Source organism: Pseudomonas sp. RW10S2, from assembly GCF_014268985.1.
Classification (GTDB): Bacteria; Pseudomonadota; Gammaproteobacteria; order Pseudomonadales; family Pseudomonadaceae; genus Aquipseudomonas; species Aquipseudomonas wayambapalatensis.
In genome coordinates, this window is record NZ_JABWRO010000116.1 from 1 (window position 1) to 17,826 (window position 17,826).

A 17,826-nucleotide genomic window follows, 5' to 3' on the forward strand; every position below is an offset into this window, starting at 1 on the left:
GGGCGGAACAGGCCCACAAGGGAGCAACAACATGATCAAACGCAATCTGCTGGTAATAGGCCTGGCCGTCGTGCTCAGCGCCTGCGGTTTCCAGCTGCGCGGTACCGGCACCAACGAGATCGCCCTCAAGGAACTGGATCTGAGCGCGCGTAATGCCTATGGCGAGACCGTCACCCAACTGCGCCAGACTCTGCAGAACAGTGGCGTCAAGGTTCAGGCCGGCGCGCCCTACAAGCTGGTACTGACCAACGAGCAGGACAGCCAGCGCGCGGCGACCTACTCCGGCGGCAGCCGCTCTGCTGAATACGAGCTGACTACCGTGCTGAACTACGAAGTTCAGGGGCAGAACGATGCGGTACTGCTCACAGACAAGCTGGAAGTACGCAAGATCTATGTCTACGACGGCAACAACATCACCGGCTCCACCCAGGAAGCCACTCAGGTTCGCCAGGAAATGCGTCGTGACCTGGTCCAGAGCATGATGGGCCGCCTGCAGCAGCTGACCCCGGAGCACCTGGCGCACCTTCAGCGCAAGGCTGACGAACGCGCCCGCGCCGAAGCCGAAGCCCTGAAAGAGGCCCAGCGCATCCAGGACAACACGCCCCAGCAATCCCCGCTGGAAGTCCCGGCCCATTGAGCCTGAACGGGGCACCGCTGGTGCCCCGCCCATCCCATGAAGCTTTCTCCCGCCCAACTCAACAAGCACCTGCAAGGCACACTGGCCCCGGTCTATGTGGTCAGCGGCGACGACCCTCTGCTGTGCCAGGAAGCCGCCGACGCCATTCGCGCCGCCGCGCGCCAACAGGGCTTCGATGAACGTCAGGTGTTCAGCGCCGATGCCAACTTCGACTGGGGTAGCCTGCTGCTGGCCGGTGCCAGCCTTTCGCTGTTCGCCCAACGACGTCTGCTGGAGCTGCGCCTGCCGTCGGGCAAACCCGGCGACAAGGGCGCTGCTGCGCTCATGGAGTATTGCGCCAATCCCGCCGAGGACACGCTGCTGCTGATCAGCCTGCCCAAGCTTGACGGCAGTGCGCAGAAGACTAAATGGGGCAAGGCCCTCATCGAGGGTGAACACTGCCAATTCATTCAGATCTGGCCGGTGGACGCCCAGCAGTTGCCGCAATGGATCAACCAGCGCCTGTCCCAGGCCGGGCTGTCGGCGCAGCGCGATGCGATCGACCTGATCGCCGCAAGGGTCGAGGGCAACCTGCTGGCGGCCGCCCAGGAGATCGAGAAACTCAAGCTGCTCGCCGAGGGCAACCAGATCACCGTCGAGACCGTCCAGGCCGCGGTCGCCGACAGCGCTCGCTTCGATGTGTTCGGCCTGGTCGATGCCATCCTCAACGGCGAGGCCGGGCATGCCCTGCGCATGCTCGAAGGGCTGCGTGGCGAGGGCGTCGAGCCGCCGGTCATTCTATGGGCGCTGGCGCGCGAGCTGCGCCTGTTGGCGGGTCTGGCCCAGCAGTTCAGCCAGGGCGTGCCGCTGGACAAGGCCTTCAGCCAGTCGCGCCCACCAGTATGGGATAAACGCCGCCCTCTGGTCAGCAAGGCTCTGCAGCGCCTGTCAGCGCAACGTTGGGCGCAACTGCTGCAGGATGCCCAGCGTATCGACGCACAGATCAAAGGCCAGGCCGAGGGCTCGCCGTGGACCGGGTTGTCGCGGCTGTCGCTGTTGATGGCCGGCCAGCGCCTGACGCTTCCTTCGGAATAATTGGGACTACTGTAGGAACGGCGGTCCGGCGCTCCCACAGGGGTGTCACAGCTCATACACACAATCAATTGGCCCCCCGCTCGCCCAGGCCATAAAGTCCGCCCCAAGTTCATCCAACCTGGGAACCCCGCCATGAGCAAGAAGCCGAAAAAACACGGCCCCAACAAGGCCAAGTCGATCATCGCCCAACCCCTGTTCCGCTGCCGTCAGGAACGACCGGAAAAGGGCAAGGGCAGCTACCGCCGCGAAGCCTTCCAATCGAGAGATTGGGAGGCTTCTTGCTTTCTGGCCGCCTGAAAAAGGCGCAGGCATGATATGGTCGGCACCTGAACTGCAAAACTGGATCTGTGCATGTCCTTCAGTCTTTCCCAGCGCTGGCGCCCCCGCCAGCTGATCGCGGCCTCCAGCTTCATCCTGCTCGTCGCCTGCGCGGAAAAACCCACCGCCGCCGACGCCCTGCCGCTGGCTCCTGCCCAGCCTGCTCCGAACGTTACCCTGCCCGGCACCGCCACTGACACCAGCAGCGAAATCCAGCCGCTGCAGACCTTCGCCCAATGGCAGGCGGGCTTCCGCCAGCAAGCCCTGCTGGCAGGCATCAGCCCCAATACCTTCGACCGTGCATTCCTTGGCGTCACACCCGACATGGACGTGATCAAGGCCGACCGCAGCCAGCCTGAATTCTCCCGCCCGGTCTGGGAGTATCTCGACGGTGCGTTGTCGCCGCTGCGCGTGCGCAACGGCAAGAAACTGCTGGAACAGCACGCCGAGCTGCTCGGTCGTATCGAGCAACGCTATGGCGTCGACCGCCAGGTGCTGGTTGCCGTATGGGGCATGGAGAGCAATTTCGGGCAGTTCCAGGGCAACAAGTCGGTGATCCGCTCGCTGGCCACCCTGGCCTATGAGGGCCGCCGCCCGACCTTCGCCCAGGACCAGTTGATCGCGGCCCTGCAGATCCTGCAGAACGGCGATATCCAGCCCGAGGCCATGCGCGGCTCCTGGGCCGGTGCAATGGGGCAGACCCAGTTCATCCCTACCACCTACAACACCCACGCGGTGGACTTCGACGGCGATGGTCGCCGCGACATCTGGAACAGCACGGCAGACGCCCTGGCCTCCACCGCGCACTACCTGCAAAGCTCGGGCTGGAAGCGTGGCCAACCTTGGGGCTTCGAGGTTCAGGTGCCGGCAGGCTTCGATTACTGGCTGGCAGACGGCGCTCAACGCAAGTCGGTCAGCGAATGGTTGAGCCTCGGTGTGACACTGCCAACCGGCACCCAACTGCCCAGCGGCAGCAGCCAGCTCTCGGCAGCGCTATTGCTTCCAGCAGGCGCACGCGGACCGGCATTCCTGGTACTGGACAACTTCCGTGCAATCCTGAAGTACAACAATTCCTCGTCCTACGCCCTGGCGGTCAGTCTGCTGGGCGATCGCTTCTCGGGCTGGGGCTTCATTGCCGGATCGTGGCCGAAGGACGACCTGCCGCTGAGCCGCAGCGAGCGCATGGAGCTGCAAAACCTGCTCAACGCCAGCGGGCACGAAGCCGGTAACGCCGATGGCATCATCGGCGCCAACACCCGCAAGGCCATTCGCAATGCCCAGCAAGCTCAGGGCTGGCCGGCCGATGGCTATCCAACACACAAGCTGCTCGATAGCCTGCGGCGCTAGAGAATATCGGGGCTGCTTGTGCAGCCCCTATAGCTTCAGGCTGTGAACAACGCCTGCTCCAGCACAAGCTGCTGTGCATCACTGTCCAGCCGCACCTGCGCACCCAACGGCAGGCACACATTCGGATCGCAGTGCCCACTGCGCCATCCTGCCAACACCGGCACCTGCAGTGGCCCGAAGATATCCCTGAGCAACGGCTCAAGCGCCGCCACCGTGATCCCCGCGAAGTCTCCCACCAGCACCCCCTTGATTCCCTCCAGATTGCCGGCCAAGCGCAGCTGGGTCAGCAGACGGTCCACTCGGTACAGGGGCTCGTTGACGTCCTCGATGAACAGGATGCTGTCGTGGGTATCGATCTGCGCCACAGTGCCCTGGGTCGCTCCGAGCATCGACAGGTTGCCACCCACCAAACGTCCGCTGGCAACACCACCGACCACGGTCGTAAGGCCGAACGCCGCAGGATGCCCGATGGCATCGCCTCGCCCGACCTGCCCCTGCAACTGCTGGAATAGCGAACTGACGGTCGGCTCGAGCTTGGCACCGAGCAGGTCGGCATTGAGCATCCCGCCATGGAAGGTGAGCAACCCGGCATGGCGCTGGATTGCCGTGTGCAGGGCGGTGATGTCGCTGTAGCCGATCAAGGGTTTGGGGTGACGACGAATCAGCTCGAAATCCAGCCGATCCAGCAGCCGCATGCTGCCATAGCCACCCCGCATGCACAGGATCGCGTCGATCTGAGGGTCAGCGAAGGCGTCGTGCAAGTCACGCAGGCGTTGCTCGTCGCTGCCTGCCAGATAGCCGTCGGCCTGCAGCGCACCCGGATAGACGCGGCAGCGCAAGCCCCGTTGTTCGAACCATTGCCGCGCCTTGCCCACATCCAGCCGTGCAGGCCCCGCCGGCGCGACAATTGCGAAGCAGGCGTTACCGGGTAATGCCTTGGGCAGGCGGAAGGTTGGGGCTTCAAGACAGTTCATCGGGCGACTCCTTGCATACAGGGGCTTGCCACTCTATCGGGCGTATTGGAGGGCGCACACAGGGCGCGTTGCCCCAGAAAACAAAAATGCCGATGCCGCCTTTCGGCGCGCATCGGCATGTTCAGCGCAAGCCCGGATCAGAGCTTGATCTTGGCTTCGTGAGCCTGCTGGTCGGCGTGGTACGACGAGCGCACCAGCGGGCCGGAGGCGACGTTCTTGAAGCCCATCTTGTAGCCTTCCTCGGCGAACCAGGCGAAGGTGTCGGGGTGCACGAAACGCTGCACCGGCAAGTGGCTGCGCGACGGCTGCAGGTACTGGCCGAGGGTCAGCATGTCGATGTCATGCTCGCGCATGCGGTGCATCACTTCGATGACTTCCTCGTCGGTCTCGCCCAGGCCGAGCATCAGGCCCGACTTGGTGGGGACGTGCGGCACCAGTTGCTTGAACTTCTGCAGCAGGTCCAGCGACCAGTCGTAGTCCGAACCCGGACGCGCGGCCTTGTACAGACGCGGCACGGTCTCGAGGTTGTGGTTGAACACATCAGGCGGCGTTTGCGCGGTGATTTCCAGCGCCACGTCCATACGCCCGCGGTAGTCCGGCACCAGGGTTTCCAACTGCACGCCCGGGGACAGGGCGCGGATTTCGCGGATGCAATCGGCAAAGTGCTGGGCGCCACCATCACGCAGGTCGTCGCGGTCTACCGAGGTGATCACCACGTACTTCAGGCGCAGGTCGGCAATGGCGACCGCCAGGTTCTTCGGCTCGTCCAGATCCAGAGGCTTCGGACGGCCGTGACCAACGTCGCAGAACGGGCAGCGGCGGGTGCAGATGTCACCCATGATCATGAAGGTCGCGGTGCCACCGGAGAAACACTCGCCCAGGTTGGGGCAGGATGCCTCTTCGCAGACGCTGTGCAACTTGTGCTTGCGCAGCAGTTGCTTGATGCGATCGACTTCCGGCGAAACCGGGATGCGCACGCGAATCCAGTCGGGCTTCTTCGGCAGTTCTTCGGTGGGGATGATTTTCACCGGGATGCGCGCGACCTTATCGGCGCCACGCAGCTTGACCCCGGCTTCCACTTTCTTGGGGGCGGGGCGCGGGGTGACGTCTTGGGTCGCGATCAGGTTCGGCACGGCTTCTTGCACAGTTGTCATATTCAGTCGATTCCGCCCGTGAGGGTCGTCTGCTCAGCATAGTCGAGGTGCTTGACCAGCTGTCCGCGCAGCCTTGTCCTGACCTCGTCGAGTTCGATCGGACCTGCCAGGTCGCGCAGCTGGGTCATGGCCAGCCCCGCATACCCGCAGGGGTTGATTCGGCGGAATGGCGCGAGGTCCATGTCCACGTTCAGGGCAAGGCCGTGGAACGAACGGCCATTGCGGATTCGAAGGCCAAGTGACGCGATCTTCGCTCCATCGACATAGACGCCAGGGGCGTCGGGCTTGGCCACCGCCTGCACGCCATAGCTGGCGAGCAGTTCGATGAGCGTAGTCTCGATGCGGCTGACCAGTTCGCGCACGCCAATGCTCAGGCGGCGCACGTCCAGCAGCAGGTAGGCGACCAACTGGCCGGGGCCGTGGTAGGTGACCTGGCCGCCGCGGTCGGTCTGCACCACCGGGATATCGCCCGGAATCAGCAGATGCTCGGCCTTGCCGGCCTGGCCCTGGGTGAAGACTGCAGGATGCTCGACCAACCAGACTTCGTCCTGGCTGTCCGGGCTGCGTTGCTCGGTAAAACGACGCATGGCCTCCAGCACCGGTTCATAGGGCTGCAGGCCAAGATCGCGAAAACCGAGACACGCGGGCATCACAGCACCATTTTCACGATGCCGGTGGCACGCAGGGCACTGTTGATATCGTGCAGCTGATTCTCGCTCTCGGCGACGATGTGCAGTTGCACCGTGGTGTACTTGCCTTCCTTGCTCTGGCGCTCGGCCAGGGTGGAAAGGTCGACCTTGGCGTGCTTGCTCAGGACTTCGATGACCATGTCCTTGAAGCCGACAACAGTATCGCCGATGACCTTGATCGGGTAATCGGCGCAGGGGAATTCGATTTTGTGCGACTTGACGTCAGCTTCGCTCATGGCGCATACGCCCTCGTAAGGCGTGGCAACAACAATGCCCCCGCGTGGTTGCACGGGGGCATGGCCGGTCACGTATCAGTTGAACAAACCGTAGAAGAACAGGCGGATGCTATCCCACATACGGCGGAAGAAACCACCTTCCTCGACGCCATCCAGGGCGATCAGGTCGGCGCTGTGCACCACTTTCTCGTCCAGTTTGACTTCCACTTTGCCGATCACGTCACCTTTTGCGATCGGAGCGGTCAGTTGCGGGTTCATGGTCATCGAAGCCTGGAGGCGTTTCAATTGGCCTTTAGGCATGGTCATGGTCAGGTCGTTGGCCAGACCGGCCTTGACTTGACCGGTGGCGCCCTTCCAGACCGGAGCCTGGGTCAGCTCGGTGCCCTTCTGATAGAAGGTCTGGGTTTCGAAGAAGCGGAAACCGTAGGTCAGCAGCTTCTGCGTCTCGGCGGCACGGGCCTGCTCGCTGTTGGTGCCGAACACCACCGCGATCAGACGCTGGCCGTCGCGAACGGCCGACGCCACCATGCAGTAGCCGGCTTCCTCGGTGTGGCCGGTCTTCAGACCGTCGACGGTCTTGTCGCGCCACAGCAGCAGGTTGCGGTTAGGCTGCTTGATGTTGTTCCAGTAGAACTCTTTCTGCGAGTAGATCGCGTAGTGGGCCGGATCTTCGTTGATGATCGCGCGCGCCAGCAGGGCCATGTCGTGGGCCGAGGAATAGTGCTCAGGGTTCGGCAGGCCGGTCGGGTTCATGAAGTGCGAATTGGACATGCCCAGGTCGCCGGCAGTCTTGTTCATCATGTCGGCGAAGGCGTCTTCACTGCCGGCGATGTGCTCGGACAGGGCGACCGAGGCATCGTTGCCCGACTGGATGATGATGCCGTGCAGCAGGTCGCTGACGGTCACCTGGCTGCCGACCTTGATGAACATGCGCGAACCGCCGGTACGCCAGGCGTTCTCGCTGACGGTCACCGGGTCGTTCTCGCCGATCTGGCCACGACGGATGTCGAGAGTGGCGATGTAGGCGGTCATCAGCTTGGTCAGGCTGGCTGGCGGCAGGCGCTCGTCACCGTTGTTCTCGACCAGCACGTTGCCGCTGGACGCATCCATGAGTACATAGGACTTGGCTGCCAACTGCGGAGGTGCTGGCATCATCTGCTCGGCTGCAAAGGCAGCAGGCACGATCATCAGCAGTACGGGCAGGCAAAGTCGTTTGGCAAGGTTGGTGATGTTCATCCGTCTCTCGTAAATCGCTAATGGTCTGATGTTCCGCGGGGATACCACGGCGTTTCAGTCTGCTTCAGGGCTGGCGGACAACCCCATGCCCCAAGGGGCAAAACCGCCATTGTACATGGCCGAACCTGGCAATTCATGAACAAACCGACAGGTCGGCAAGATACTGCGCAGTCAGTCTGCTGTGACCAGCTTGGCCTGCCCCAGGTTCGCCAGGCGAATGCTGTCCTGCGCCTGCTGGATCTCACCCTGGCTGCTGATCGGCCCCAGACGTACCCGGTGCAGCGTTTGCTGGTTGCGTACGATGGAACTGATGAACACCGGAGCACTGACCATGGTGCTCAACTTGGAACGCAACAGCTCGGCCGCGTCCGGGTTGGCGAAGGCGCCCACCTGAAGGAAGCTGCCGCCGCCGTTGCCCGGTACGTTGTTGCCGGCAACCTGCACCGGCACCACGGGTGCCGCGTGCTGCTGCGGCGGCGGGGTCCACTGCTCGACGCGCCCGGTGCTGGCAGGGATCGGCTGCGCCTGGGCGACCTGCGGCTCCTTGAGCATCGATGGCGGCTGCTGGCCCTTCTGCGCCCACCACTGCTGCGGGTCGATACCCTCGACGCGCACATGGGCGGTGCCGATCTCGGCGTAACCGAGCTTCTTCGCCGCGGCATACGACAAGTCGATGATGCGGTCCGAATAGAACGGCCCGCGATCGTTGACCCGCAGGATCACGCTACGGCCGTTGGCCAGGTTGGTTACCCGCACATAGGCCGGCAGCGGCAGGGTCTTGTGCGCCGCGCTCATGCCGTAGAGGTCGTAAAGCTCGCCGTTGGCGGTGTTCTGCCCGTGGAACTTGGTGCCGTACCACGACGCAGTACCCTCGGCGCGATAGTTGCGCGAGTCCTGCATCGGGTAATAAGTCTTGCCCAGCACGGTGTACGGGTTGGCCTTGTAGTTGCCGGTGTGCACGGTCGGGGTGGCGTCGGGAATCTTGTTGACGTCCACGTCCCACCAGGGCGCACCGTCCTTGTGGGCACGGTTGATGTCCAGGCCCGGCTGCGAGCGAACGGTGTTGCCGCCCGCCTGCGAGGTCGGACGGCTGGAAGAACAGCTGACCAGCACCAGGCCGATGGCGGCACAGGTGAGCAGCTTGAAGGTATTGGCTTTGAACAATTCGCGCATTACTTGACGCCCCGTGCCTGGACCAGCTGTTGCGAGAGCTGATGCACCGCCATGGCATACATCACGCTGCGGTTGTAACGCGTGATCGCGTAGAAGTTCTTGAGGCCCATCCAGTATTCGGGGCCATTGTCGCCTTCGAGCCGGAACGCCGTGACCGGCAGATCATCGCGCAGCGCATCATGACTCGACCAGCCCAGCGCTCGCAACTCCCCGACTGTCTTCACAGGCTCGATGCCAGTGGTCAGGCCCTCGTCGACACGCGTACCACTGACCTGCGCCCGGCTGACCACCGGCTGCCCGGCGATCCAGCCGTGGCGCTTGAAATAGCTGGCCACGCTACCGATGGCGTCATCCGGGTTGTTCCAGATGTTGATGTGGCCGTCGCCGTCGAAGTCCACGGCGTAATTGCGGAAACTGCTCGGCATGAACTGCGGCAGGCCCATGGCGCCAGCATAGGAGCCCTTGAGCGTGAGCGGGTCGAGTTGCTCCTCGCGCGCCAGCAGGAGGAACTCACGCAGCTCCTTGCGGAAGAATTCGGCTCGCGGCGGGTAGTCGAAGCCCAGCGTCGACAAGGCATCGATGACACGGTAGTTACCGGTATTGCGGCCAAAGAAGGTTTCCACGCCGATGATCGCGACGATGTACTGGGCCGGCACGCCGTATTCCTGCTCGGCGCGGGCCAGCACGGCTTCGTGCTGGCGCCAGAAGTCCACACCGCGGGCAATGCGCGCATCGGTGATGAACATCGGGCGGTATTCCTTCCACGGCTTGACCCGCTCGGCCGGACGCGAGATCGCGTCGAGGATCGCCTGCTTGCGCTGCACCTCGCGGAACACGGCCATCAGTTGCTCGTCGGCAAAGCCGTAGTCGCGGGTCATTTCGCCAACGAATTCGGCCACCTTGGGCGAGCCGTCATAGTCGCCGGCATTGGCCTGCTGGACAGCGCCGAACAGCCCCATCGCGCCGATCCACGGCATACAACGGGCAGCCCAGCCACGCACTGCTTGCATGAAATTCTTCACCTTTTTCAAACCTGCGCGATCCATTTGCGGTGCGTGTGGATCGACATCAAAACGCCAAACGCTGACAGCAGCGTCACCAACGAAGTTCCGCCATAGCTGATAAAGGGCAACGGCACACCCACCACGGGCAGCAGGCCACTCACCATACCGATGTTGACGAACACATAAACAAAGAAGGTCATCGTCAGGCTGCCGGCCAGCAACTTGCCGAACAGGGTCTGCGCCTGCGCGGTGATGACCAGGCCGCGACCGATCAGCAACAGGTAGATGATCAGCAGCAGGCAGATGCCCACCAGGCCGAATTCCTCACCCAGCACGGCGATGATGAAGTCGGTGTGGCTTTCGGGCAGAAAGTCCAGGTGCGACTGGGTGCCCAGCAGCCAGCCCTTGCCGAACACGCCGCCCGAACCGATCGCGGCCTTGGACTGGATGATGTTCCAGCCAGTACCCAGCGGATCGCTCTCGGGGTCGAGGAAGGTCAGGACCCGCTGCTTCTGATAGTCATGCATCACGAAGAACCACATCGCCACGGCCACCGGTACGGCCGCCGTCACCACGCTGATGATCCAGCGCCAGCGCAGGCCGCCCATGAACAGCACGAACGCACCGGAGGCAAGGATCAACAGCGCCGTGCCAAGGTCGGGTTGTCGGACGATAAGGATGAACGGCACACCGATCAACACCAGGCTGATTGCCACGTGTTTCAGATGGGGCGGCAGGGTGCGCTTGGACAGGTACCAGGCGATGGTCGCCGGCATGATGATCTTCATGAATTCCGAGGGCTGGAAACGAATCACCCCGGGAATGTTGATCCAGCGCGTGGCGCCCATGGCGTTGTGGCCCATCACATCCACCACCACCAGCAACAGCACCCCCGCCACGTAGGCCAGCGGCACCCAGCGCGCCATGAAGCGCGGCTCGAGCTGGGCGATGATGAACATGGACACCAGGCCGATGCCGAAGGAACTGGCCTGCTTCATCAGCAGGTCCCAGTTCTTGCCGCTGGCCGAATAGAGGACGAACAGGCTGCCGGCGGCGAGCGTCAGCAGAATGAGCAGCAGAGGACCGTCGACATGGATGCGCTGCAGGAAGCTGGCGCGCCTGCGCATCACGTCTTCGCTGGAGAGCATGCGATCGAAATTGTTCTTCACGGGGCCGTTTCCTGGGCGACAGTGACAGTGGCAGGGCCAAATTCGGGCTTGAGCCGGCCGTTTTCGTCGAGTAACCAGGCGTCCATGACCTGGCGCACCACGGGGGCGGCGACACCAGAGCCGGACTCGCCGTTCTCGACCATTACCGAGACCACGATCTTCGGATCTTCGGCGGGTGCGAAGGCGACGAACAGCGCGTGGTCGCGGTGACGCTCCTGGAGTTTGTTGCGGTCGTACTTCTCGCCCTGCTTGATCGCCACCACCTGTGCGGTACCACTCTTGCCGGCGATACGATATTGCGAGCCGAGCGCGGCCTTGCGCGCCGTGCCGCGCGCGCCGTGCATCACCTGCTCCATGCCATGGGTGACCCGGGCCCAGTCGTTCTTGTCGCGCAGCACGATGTCTTCCACCGGGTTCTCATCCACCGGCTGCTTGCCCTCGATGGTCTTGGCCAGGTGCGGACGGTTCCACTTGCCCTTGTTGGCGATCAGCGCGGTGGCCTGGGCCAGTTGCAGGGGCGTTGCCTGCATGTAGCCCTGGCCAATGCCCAGAATCAGCGTTTCACCGGGGAACCAGGCCTGGCGGCGGGTGGCGCGCTTCCATTCACGCGAAGGCATCAGCCCGGGCGACTCTTCGAACATGTCCAGCGAGACTTTCTGGCCGATGCCGAACTTGTTCATGTAGGCCGACAGCCGATCAATCCCCATCTTGTGCGCAAGATCGTAGAAATAGGTGTCGTTAGAACGCATGATCGCCACATCCAGATCCACCCAGCCATCGCCGGTGCGGTTCCAGTTGCGGTACTTGTGGTCATAGTTGGGCAGTTGGTAGTAGCCCGGGTCGAACACCCGGCTGCTGGCATTGACCACACCGCTGTCCAGGCCGGCGATGGCCACTGCCGGCTTGATGGTCGAGCCCGGAGGATACAGGCCGCGCAGCACGCGGTTGAACAACGGGCGATCGATCGAATCGCGCAGCTCGGCATAGGCCTTGAAGCTGATGCCGGTGACGAACAGGTTGGGATCGAAGCTCGGCTGGCTGACCATCGCCAGCACCTCGCCGGTGCGCGGGTCGAGGGCGACGATCGCCCCACGGCGGCCTGCCAGCGCCTCTTCGGCGGCCTCCTGCAGCTTGATGTCCAGGCTCAGGACAATATCCTTGCCAGGAATCGGATCGGTGCGCTTGAGCACCCGCAAGACACGGCCGCGAGCGTTGGTCTCGACTTCCTCGTAGCCAACCTGGCCATGCAGGTCGTCCTCGTAGAAACGCTCGATGCCGGTCTTGCCGATATGGTGGGTGCCGCTGTAGTTCACCGGATCGAGGGACTTGAGTTCCTTCTCGTTGATCCGCCCGACATAGCCCACCGAATGGGCGAAATGCGCACCTTGTGGGTAATGCCGCACCAGTTGCGCCGCCACCTCCACCCCGGGAAGGCGGAACTGGTTCACTGCGACGCGGGCGATCTGCTCCTCGTTCAGTTCGAACAGGATCGGCACCGGCTCGAATGGCCGACGCCCCTGCTTCATGCGGCGCTCGAACAAGGCACGATCATCTTCGCTCAGCTCGAGCACCTCGATGATGGTGTCCAGCACCTCCTGCCACTTGCCCGCGCGTTCGCGGGTCATGGTCAGGCTGAAACTGGGGCGGTTGTCGGCGACGATCACACCATTGCGATCGAAGATCAGCCCACGGGTCGGCGGAATCGGCTGCACATGCACCCGGTTGTTCTCCGACAGCGTCGAGTGGTAGTCGTACTGGATGATCTGCAGGTAATACAGGCGCGCGATCAGCACGGACACGAGCAGCATGATCGCCACCGCGCCGACCACGACGCGGTTGCGCACCAGGCGTGCGTCTTTCTCGTGGTCCTTGAGGCGGATCTGCTGCGGCATCGGACAGGCTTACGAAGTCATTTGTGGTAAGGGTGCCCGGACAACACGGTCCAGGCGCGGTAGATCTGTTCACCGATGAGTATCCGCACCAACGGGTGCGGCAGGGTCAGCGGCGACAGCGACCAGCGCTGTTCGGCACGGGCGCAGACTTCCGGCGCCAGCCCTTCCGGGCCGCCCACCATCAGGTTGACCGTACGCGCATCCAGGCGCCAGCGATCCAGCTCGGTCGCCAGTTGCTCGGTGCTCCACGGCTTGCCATGGACTTCGAGCGTGACGATCCGTTCACCGGGCTGGACCTTGGCCAGCATCGCCTCGCCTTCCTGACGGATCAGGCGGGCAACGTCGGCGTTCTTGCCACGGGTGTTCAGCGGGATTTCAACCAGCTCCAGCGACAGCTCGGCGGGGAGGCGCTTGGCGTACTCGTGCCAGCCTTCCTCGACCCACTTCGGCATGCGCGAGCCGACCGCGATCAGACGCAGACGCACGGCGGTTCCTTATTCCCGATCCTTGAGCTTGTCGGTGAAGTAGTCACTGGCGTTTTCCGGGCTGTGGTGCTTGGCATCAGCAGCACGGCTCTGCTCGGCGCCCAGCCACAGACGCTCCAGGTCGTAGAACTGACGGGCAGCGGCGGTCATCATGTGCACGATGACGTCGTTCAGGTCCAGCAGCACCCAGTCGCTGTCGCCCTTGCCTTCTTCGCCCAGCGGCTGCGCGCCCTTGGCCTTGACGGCCTCACGGACCTTTTCCAGCATCGCGTTGATCTGGCGGTTGGAGGTACCGGTGGCAATGATCATGTAGTCGGTGAGGCTGTGCTTGTCGCGCACGTCGATGACCTGGATGTCCTGGGCCTTGACGTCTTCCAGCGCGGCCTTGGTCAGTTCGACCAGTTCTTCGCCATTGATTTTCTGCTTGGTCATATAAAACTCGTTCAACTCGTTGTAATGAGGCGCCCTGCAGCGCCCTCAGTTGGACACACGGTACAGACCGTGCGCCTCGATGTAGGCCAGTACTGCGTCCGGCACCAGGAACCGAACCGACTTGCCGCTGGCCAGCAGCTGCCGGATCTGTGTGGCGGACACCGCAAGCGGCGTCTGCCAGACGAACGAAATGTTCCCCGCCGGGCCGGACATGGCGGTGGGATCGCTCTGCGAGCGCGCAGCCAGAAGGTTGCGCAGCTCGTCGGGGGGTTCGACATCGGCATCCGGGCGCTGCAGCACCAGGATGTGACAATGTTGCAGCAGCTCTTCCCAGCGGTGCCAGCCCGGGAGACCACAGAAGGCATCCCAGCCCAGCACCAGGTAGAGCTGGTCGTGCGTGTTCAGTTCGCTGCGGATCGACTCCAGGGTGTCGATGGTGTACGACGGTTTGTCGCGCGCCAGCTCCCGGGCATCCACGCTCAAGCCCTCGACCCCTTGTACCGCGCTACGCACCATGGCCAGCCGGTCGGTGGCGGCCACCTGCGGGGTGTCGCGGTGCGGCGGTCGGGCGTTGGGCAGCAGGCGTAACTCGTCCAACCCCATGAACTCGGCCACTTCCAGCGCGCTGCGCAGGTGGCCGATGTGCACCGGGTCGAATGTGCCGCCAAGAATGCCGATACGCCGGACTGCCGGGGCCTTGCTCAACTCAGCAGGACCCGCGCAACTGACCGTCGCCGATCACCACGTACTTCTCGCAAGTCAGCCCTTCCAGGCCGACCGGACCGCGGGCGTGCAGCTTATCGGTGGAAATCCCGATCTCCGCACCCAGGCCATACTCGAAGCCATCGGCAAAGCAGGTCGGGGTGTTGAGCATGACCGACGCCGAATCGACCTCGGCCATGAAGCGCCGCGCGTTACCCTGGTGCTCGGTGGCGATCGAGTCGGTGTGGTGCGAGCCATAGTGATTGATGTGTTCGATGGCCGGATCCAGGCCATCGACGATGCGGATCGACAGGATCGCATCCAGGTACTCGGTGTGCCAGTCGTCCTCAGTGGCCGGCTTGGCGGCGATGATCGCCCGGGTGCGCTCGCAGCCACGCAGCTCGACACCCTTCTCTTCGAAGCGGCGGGCCATGTCCGGCAGGAACGCCTGGGCCACGCTGGCGTCGACCAGCAGCGTCTCCATGGCGCCACAGATGCCATAGCGGTAGGTCTTGGCGTTGAAGGCGATGCGCGCGGCCTTTTCCAGGTCGGCGTGGGCATCGACATAAACGTGACAGATGCCGTCCAGGTGCTTGATCACCGGCACGCGCGCATCACGGCTGATACGTTCGATCAGGCCACGGCCACCACGCGGGACGATGACATCGACGAACTCCGGCATGCTGATCAGCGCACCGACGGCTTCGCGGTCGGTGGTTTCGACCACCTGTACCACGGCTGGTGGCAGCCCGGCTTCGGCCAGGCCGCGCTGGATGCAGGTGGCGATGGCGCGATTGGAGTGGATGGCTTCCGAGCCGCCCCGCAGGATGGTCGCGTTGCCGGACTTCAGGCACAGGCTGGCAGCGTCGATGGTCACGTTCGGGCGAGACTCGTAGATGATGCCGATCACACCGAGCGGTACGCGCATCTTGCCAACCTGGATGCCCGACGGACGGTAGCTCATGTCGCGGATCGCACCGACCGGGTCCGGCAGCGCAGCCACCTGGCGCAGGCCGGTGATCATGCCATCGATGCGCGCCGGGGTGAGGGCCAGACGGTCCAGCAGTGCTGGCTCCAGGCCATTGGCACGGCCTGCGGCGAGGTCCTGTTCGTTGGCTGCGGTCAGCTCGGCGCGGGCAGCGTCGAGCGCGTCGGCAGCGGCCTGCAGGGCGCGATTCTTCTGCGCAGTGCTGGCGCGGCCGATCACCCGCGAGGCCTCACGGGCGGCGCGACCCAGGCGGGTCATGTAGTCAAGAACGGACTCGGTCATGGGTTCGGTGTCTTGGCGAAGGGGAAATCGGCTGATTATAACTGCCGCGCTCGGGTACGCCCAGCGGCGGGTGGCGGATGGTAGAAGATGGCAGCGGAAATATGTAGGAAAGATGTAACTGAGGGTATCGGAATTGACCCACTTCGGCGTCGACCTTTTCGCGGGCAAGCCCGCTCCTACCGGGAGTGGCGTAGCCTGGGGCGACGCGGACTAAACCCTGGGAAGATCAACCCGGTTACAACCTGGTTCAGCCTCGATTAAGCCTTTCATTGCTATCATCCCCGCCTTCGCCACCACGAACCGCCAACATGCCCGTCCCCTGCCCGGCCCGCGCCCTGCCCGACCGCTTTTTCGACCGCGATGCCCAGACCCTCGCCCGCGAGTTGCTCGGCAAGGTCATCCGCCACCGCCACGGCGATCTGTGGCTGGCCGCCCGCATCATCGAGACCGAAGCCTACTACCTCACCGACAAGGGCAGCCACGCCTCGCTCGGCTATACGGAAAAGCGCAAGGCGCTGTTCCTCGACGGCGGGCACATCTACATGTACTACGCCCGCGGCGGCGACTCGTTGAACTTCAGCGCCCACGGGCCGGGCAACGCGGTGTTGATCAAGTCGGCCTACCCCTGGGTCGACGCCCTCTCCGATGACAACAGCCTGGCGCAGATGCAGTTGAACAACCCGGACGCCAACGGCAACCTGCGCCCGGCAGAGCGCCTGTGCGCCGGCCAGACCCTGCTGTGCCGCGCCCTGAGCCTGAAGGTGCCGGACTGGGACGCCCGCCGTTTCGACCCGCAGGGGCTCTATGTCGAAGATTGCGCAATCAATGTGCCACGCGTGATCCAGACCACCCGCCTGGGCATCCCCCACGGCCGCGACGAGCACCTGCCGTACCGCTTCGTGGACGCCGAATTCGCCCGTTTCTGCACCCGGAACCCGCTACGCCGGGGCCAGGTCGAAGGACGGGATTTCTTCATTCTGGAACAAGGAAACTGACACCATGAGCCAATGGCTCGACAGCCTGACCGGCTGGCTCAGCGCCAACCCGCAGTGGCTTGGCCTGGCCATCTTCCTGATCGCCTGCATCGAGTGCCTGGCCATCGCCGGCATCATCGTGCCCGGCACGGTGCTGCTGTTCGCTGTAGCGGTGCTGGCCGGCAGCGGCACCTTCAGCCTGGGCGAGACGCTGCTGCTGGGCTTTCTCGGCGGCATGCTCGGTGACGCCATGTCGTACGCCATCGGCAAGTACTTCCACCAGAACATCCGGCGCCTGCCGCTGCTGCGCCACCACCCCGAATGGATCGGCAGCGCCGAAACCTACTTCCAGCGCTACGGTATCGCCAGCCTGCTGATAGGCCGCTTCATCGGCCCGCTGCGGCCGATGCTGCCGATGGTTGCTGGCATGTTCGACATGCCATTGCCGCGCTTCATCGCCGTCAGCCTGGTGGCCGGTGCTGGCTGGTCGGTGGCCTACCTGCTGCCTGGCTGGGCCACCGGTGCCGCCATGCGCCTGCCGCTGCCGGAAGGCTTCTGGCTGGATGCGGGGATCGTCGCCGGTGGCTTGGCGGTGCTGGTGGCCCTGAGCTTCAACGCCAGCATCCGCGACCAGCGCCACGGCACCCGCCTGATCGCCGGCCTGAGCCTGGTAGCACTGGCGGGCGTATTTCTCGGCTGGCCCTACTTGCACGAGTTCGACCAGGGCGTGATGACCCTCGTCCAGGAGCATCGCAGCAAGGCGTTCGACAGCGCCGTGGTCATCGTCACCCGCCTGGGCGACTTCAAGACCCAGTTCTTCCTCGGCGGCCTGCTGACCGGGCTCCTGCTCCTGGCGCGGCAATGGCGCCATGCACTGTTCGCCGGGGGCGCACTGATCGGCACCGCGCTGTGCAACGGCTCGCTGAAATGGCTGTTCGCCCGGGCGCGCCCGGAAGTGCTGGCCGATCCACTGACCAGCTACAGCATGCCCAGCGGGCATAGCTCGGCATCCTTTGCGTTTTTCCTGGTACTGGCGGTGCTGGCCGGTCGCGGCCAGCCG

Annotated in this window: 19 protein-coding genes; 6 read left to right on the plus strand and 13 right to left on the minus strand. The window is 64.0% G+C overall.

The window, feature by feature from the left end; translation table 11 throughout:
* Positions 1-31 precede the first annotated feature (31 nt).
* The 4 genes from lptE to HU729_RS20935 all read left to right on the plus strand — a co-directional run bounded on the left by lptE (position 32) and on the right by HU729_RS20935 (position 3,376).
* On the plus strand, positions 32-637 hold the full coding sequence (gene lptE, locus HU729_RS20920; RefSeq protein ID WP_186669266.1) for an LPS assembly lipoprotein LptE: 606 nt from the start codon (positions 32-34) through the stop codon (positions 635-637).
* A 36-nt stretch (positions 638-673) separates the two neighbouring features.
* Complete coding sequence (gene holA / locus HU729_RS20925) at positions 674-1,711, plus strand: DNA polymerase III subunit delta (RefSeq protein WP_186669265.1); 1,038 nt, start codon at positions 674-676, stop codon at positions 1,709-1,711.
* 132 nt (positions 1,712-1,843) lie between these two features.
* Positions 1,844-2,008 (plus strand): alternative ribosome rescue factor ArfA, encoded by a 165-nt coding sequence (gene arfA, locus HU729_RS20930; RefSeq protein WP_039580593.1) that lies wholly within the window; start codon positions 1,844-1,846, stop codon positions 2,006-2,008.
* A gap of 54 nt (positions 2,009-2,062) precedes the next feature.
* Positions 2,063-3,376, plus strand: coding sequence for a lytic murein transglycosylase (locus tag HU729_RS20935; RefSeq protein WP_186669264.1), 1,314 nt, complete (start codon positions 2,063-2,065; stop codon positions 3,374-3,376).
* A 35-nt stretch (positions 3,377-3,411) separates the two neighbouring features.
* Here the strand turns inward: HU729_RS20935 and HU729_RS20940 are convergent, their stop codons facing one another.
* The 13 genes from HU729_RS20940 to HU729_RS21000 all read right to left on the minus strand — a co-directional run bounded on the left by HU729_RS20940 (position 3,412) and on the right by HU729_RS21000 (position 15,792).
* On the minus strand, positions 3,412-4,350 hold the full coding sequence (locus tag HU729_RS20940) for an LD-carboxypeptidase (protein ID WP_186669263.1): 939 nt from the start codon (positions 4,348-4,350) through the stop codon (positions 3,412-3,414).
* A gap of 137 nt (positions 4,351-4,487) precedes the next feature.
* The gene (lipA, locus tag HU729_RS20945; RefSeq protein WP_238343328.1) at positions 4,488-5,504 is read right to left on the minus strand and encodes a lipoyl synthase; all 1,017 of its coding nucleotides are present in this window, start codon (positions 5,502-5,504) and stop codon (positions 4,488-4,490) included.
* Positions 5,505-5,506: 2 nt separating this feature from the next.
* Entirely contained in the window at positions 5,507-6,154 is a 648-nt protein-coding gene (lipB, locus tag HU729_RS20950; RefSeq protein WP_186669262.1) for a lipoyl(octanoyl) transferase LipB, read from the minus strand.
* Positions 6,154-6,429 (minus strand): DUF493 domain-containing protein, encoded by a 276-nt coding sequence (locus HU729_RS20955; protein ID WP_054892813.1) that lies wholly within the window; start codon positions 6,427-6,429, stop codon positions 6,154-6,156. The genes lipB and HU729_RS20955 overlap by 1 nt, the downstream gene beginning before the upstream one ends.
* 75 nt (positions 6,430-6,504) lie before the next feature.
* A complete protein-coding gene (locus tag HU729_RS20960) occupies positions 6,505-7,665 on the minus strand; it encodes a D-alanyl-D-alanine carboxypeptidase family protein (protein ID WP_186669260.1) in 1,161 nt (386 codons plus the stop codon).
* Positions 7,666-7,836: 171 nt separating this feature from the next.
* Positions 7,837-8,838: a septal ring lytic transglycosylase RlpA family protein gene (locus tag HU729_RS20965; RefSeq protein ID WP_186669259.1), complete on the minus strand. Its 1,002-nt coding sequence runs from the start codon at positions 8,836-8,838 to the stop codon at positions 7,837-7,839.
* The gene (mltB, locus tag HU729_RS20970) at positions 8,838-9,848 is read right to left on the minus strand and encodes a lytic murein transglycosylase B (protein ID WP_186669258.1); all 1,011 of its coding nucleotides are present in this window, start codon (positions 9,846-9,848) and stop codon (positions 8,838-8,840) included. The genes HU729_RS20965 and mltB overlap by 1 nt, the downstream gene beginning before the upstream one ends.
* A 17-nt stretch (positions 9,849-9,865) precedes the next feature.
* Positions 9,866-10,969: a rod shape-determining protein RodA gene (gene rodA, locus HU729_RS20975; RefSeq protein ID WP_054892858.1), complete on the minus strand. Its 1,104-nt coding sequence runs from the start codon at positions 10,967-10,969 to the stop codon at positions 9,866-9,868.
* A 38-nt stretch (positions 10,970-11,007) separates the two neighbouring features.
* On the minus strand, positions 11,008-12,903 hold the full coding sequence (gene mrdA / locus HU729_RS20980) for a penicillin-binding protein 2 (RefSeq protein WP_186669257.1): 1,896 nt from the start codon (positions 12,901-12,903) through the stop codon (positions 11,008-11,010).
* A gap of 17 nt (positions 12,904-12,920) precedes the next feature.
* Positions 12,921-13,388, minus strand: a complete 468-nt coding sequence (gene rlmH, locus HU729_RS20985; protein WP_054892809.1) for a 23S rRNA (pseudouridine(1915)-N(3))-methyltransferase RlmH — start codon at positions 13,386-13,388, stop codon at positions 12,921-12,923.
* Between the two features lie 9 nt (positions 13,389-13,397).
* Complete coding sequence (gene rsfS, locus HU729_RS20990) at positions 13,398-13,820, minus strand: ribosome silencing factor (RefSeq protein ID WP_054892808.1); 423 nt, start codon at positions 13,818-13,820, stop codon at positions 13,398-13,400.
* Positions 13,821-13,865: 45 nt separating this feature from the next.
* On the minus strand, positions 13,866-14,525 hold the full coding sequence (gene nadD, locus HU729_RS20995) for a nicotinate-nucleotide adenylyltransferase (RefSeq protein ID WP_186669256.1): 660 nt from the start codon (positions 14,523-14,525) through the stop codon (positions 13,866-13,868).
* Position 14,526: 1 nt separating this feature from the next.
* Complete coding sequence (locus tag HU729_RS21000) at positions 14,527-15,792, minus strand: glutamate-5-semialdehyde dehydrogenase (protein WP_186711433.1); 1,266 nt, start codon at positions 15,790-15,792, stop codon at positions 14,527-14,529.
* Between the two features lie 308 nt (positions 15,793-16,100).
* On the opposite strand from HU729_RS21000, the gene HU729_RS21005 reads away from it, so the two are divergent.
* Both HU729_RS21005 and HU729_RS21010 read left to right on the plus strand, forming a co-directional pair.
* Positions 16,101-16,787 carry a DNA-3-methyladenine glycosylase gene (locus HU729_RS21005; RefSeq protein WP_186711434.1) on the plus strand — a complete coding sequence of 229 codons (687 nt, stop codon included), beginning with the start codon at positions 16,101-16,103 and terminating at the stop codon, positions 16,785-16,787.
* Between the two features lie 4 nt (positions 16,788-16,791).
* Positions 16,792-17,826 (plus strand): VTT domain-containing protein (locus HU729_RS21010; protein WP_186711435.1); only part of this gene is annotated, 1,035 nt, incomplete at its 3' end.

Excerpts from the sequence above, each read along its gene's own strand:
- HU729_RS20960 (WP_186669260.1), bottom strand. The coding sequence starts at position 7,665 with ATGAACATCACCAACCTTGCCAAACGACTTTGCCTGCCCGTACTGCTG.
- mrdA (WP_186669257.1), bottom strand. The coding sequence starts at position 12,903 with ATGCCGCAGCAGATCCGCCTCAAGGACCACGAGAAAGACGCACGCCTG.
- lipB (WP_186669262.1), bottom strand. The coding sequence starts at position 6,154 with ATGCCCGCGTGTCTCGGTTTTCGCGATCTTGGCCTGCAGCCCTATGAA.
- rodA (WP_054892858.1), bottom strand. The coding sequence starts at position 10,969 with ATGCGCAGGCGCGCCAGCTTCCTGCAGCGCATCCATGTCGACGGTCCT.
- HU729_RS21005 (WP_186711434.1), top strand. The coding sequence starts at position 16,101 with ATGCCCGTCCCCTGCCCGGCCCGCGCCCTGCCCGACCGCTTTTTCGAC.
- rsfS (WP_054892808.1), bottom strand. The coding sequence starts at position 13,820 with ATGACCAAGCAGAAAATCAATGGCGAAGAACTGGTCGAACTGACCAAG.
- HU729_RS20940 (WP_186669263.1), bottom strand. The coding sequence starts at position 4,350 with ATGAACTGTCTTGAAGCCCCAACCTTCCGCCTGCCCAAGGCATTACCC.
- arfA (WP_039580593.1), top strand. The coding sequence starts at position 1,844 with ATGAGCAAGAAGCCGAAAAAACACGGCCCCAACAAGGCCAAGTCGATC.
- HU729_RS21000 (WP_186711433.1), bottom strand. The coding sequence starts at position 15,792 with ATGACCGAGTCCGTTCTTGACTACATGACCCGCCTGGGTCGCGCCGCC.
- holA (WP_186669265.1), top strand. The coding sequence starts at position 674 with ATGAAGCTTTCTCCCGCCCAACTCAACAAGCACCTGCAAGGCACACTG.
- lipA (WP_238343328.1), bottom strand. The coding sequence starts at position 5,504 with ATGACAACTGTGCAAGAAGCCGTGCCGAACCTGATCGCGACCCAAGAC.
- lptE (WP_186669266.1), top strand. The coding sequence starts at position 32 with ATGATCAAACGCAATCTGCTGGTAATAGGCCTGGCCGTCGTGCTCAGC.
- HU729_RS20955 (WP_054892813.1), bottom strand. The coding sequence starts at position 6,429 with ATGAGCGAAGCTGACGTCAAGTCGCACAAAATCGAATTCCCCTGCGCC.
- HU729_RS20965 (WP_186669259.1), bottom strand. The coding sequence starts at position 8,838 with ATGCGCGAATTGTTCAAAGCCAATACCTTCAAGCTGCTCACCTGTGCC.
- HU729_RS20935 (WP_186669264.1), top strand. The coding sequence starts at position 2,063 with ATGTCCTTCAGTCTTTCCCAGCGCTGGCGCCCCCGCCAGCTGATCGCG.
- mltB (WP_186669258.1), bottom strand. The coding sequence starts at position 9,848 with ATGCAAGCAGTGCGTGGCTGGGCTGCCCGTTGTATGCCGTGGATCGGC.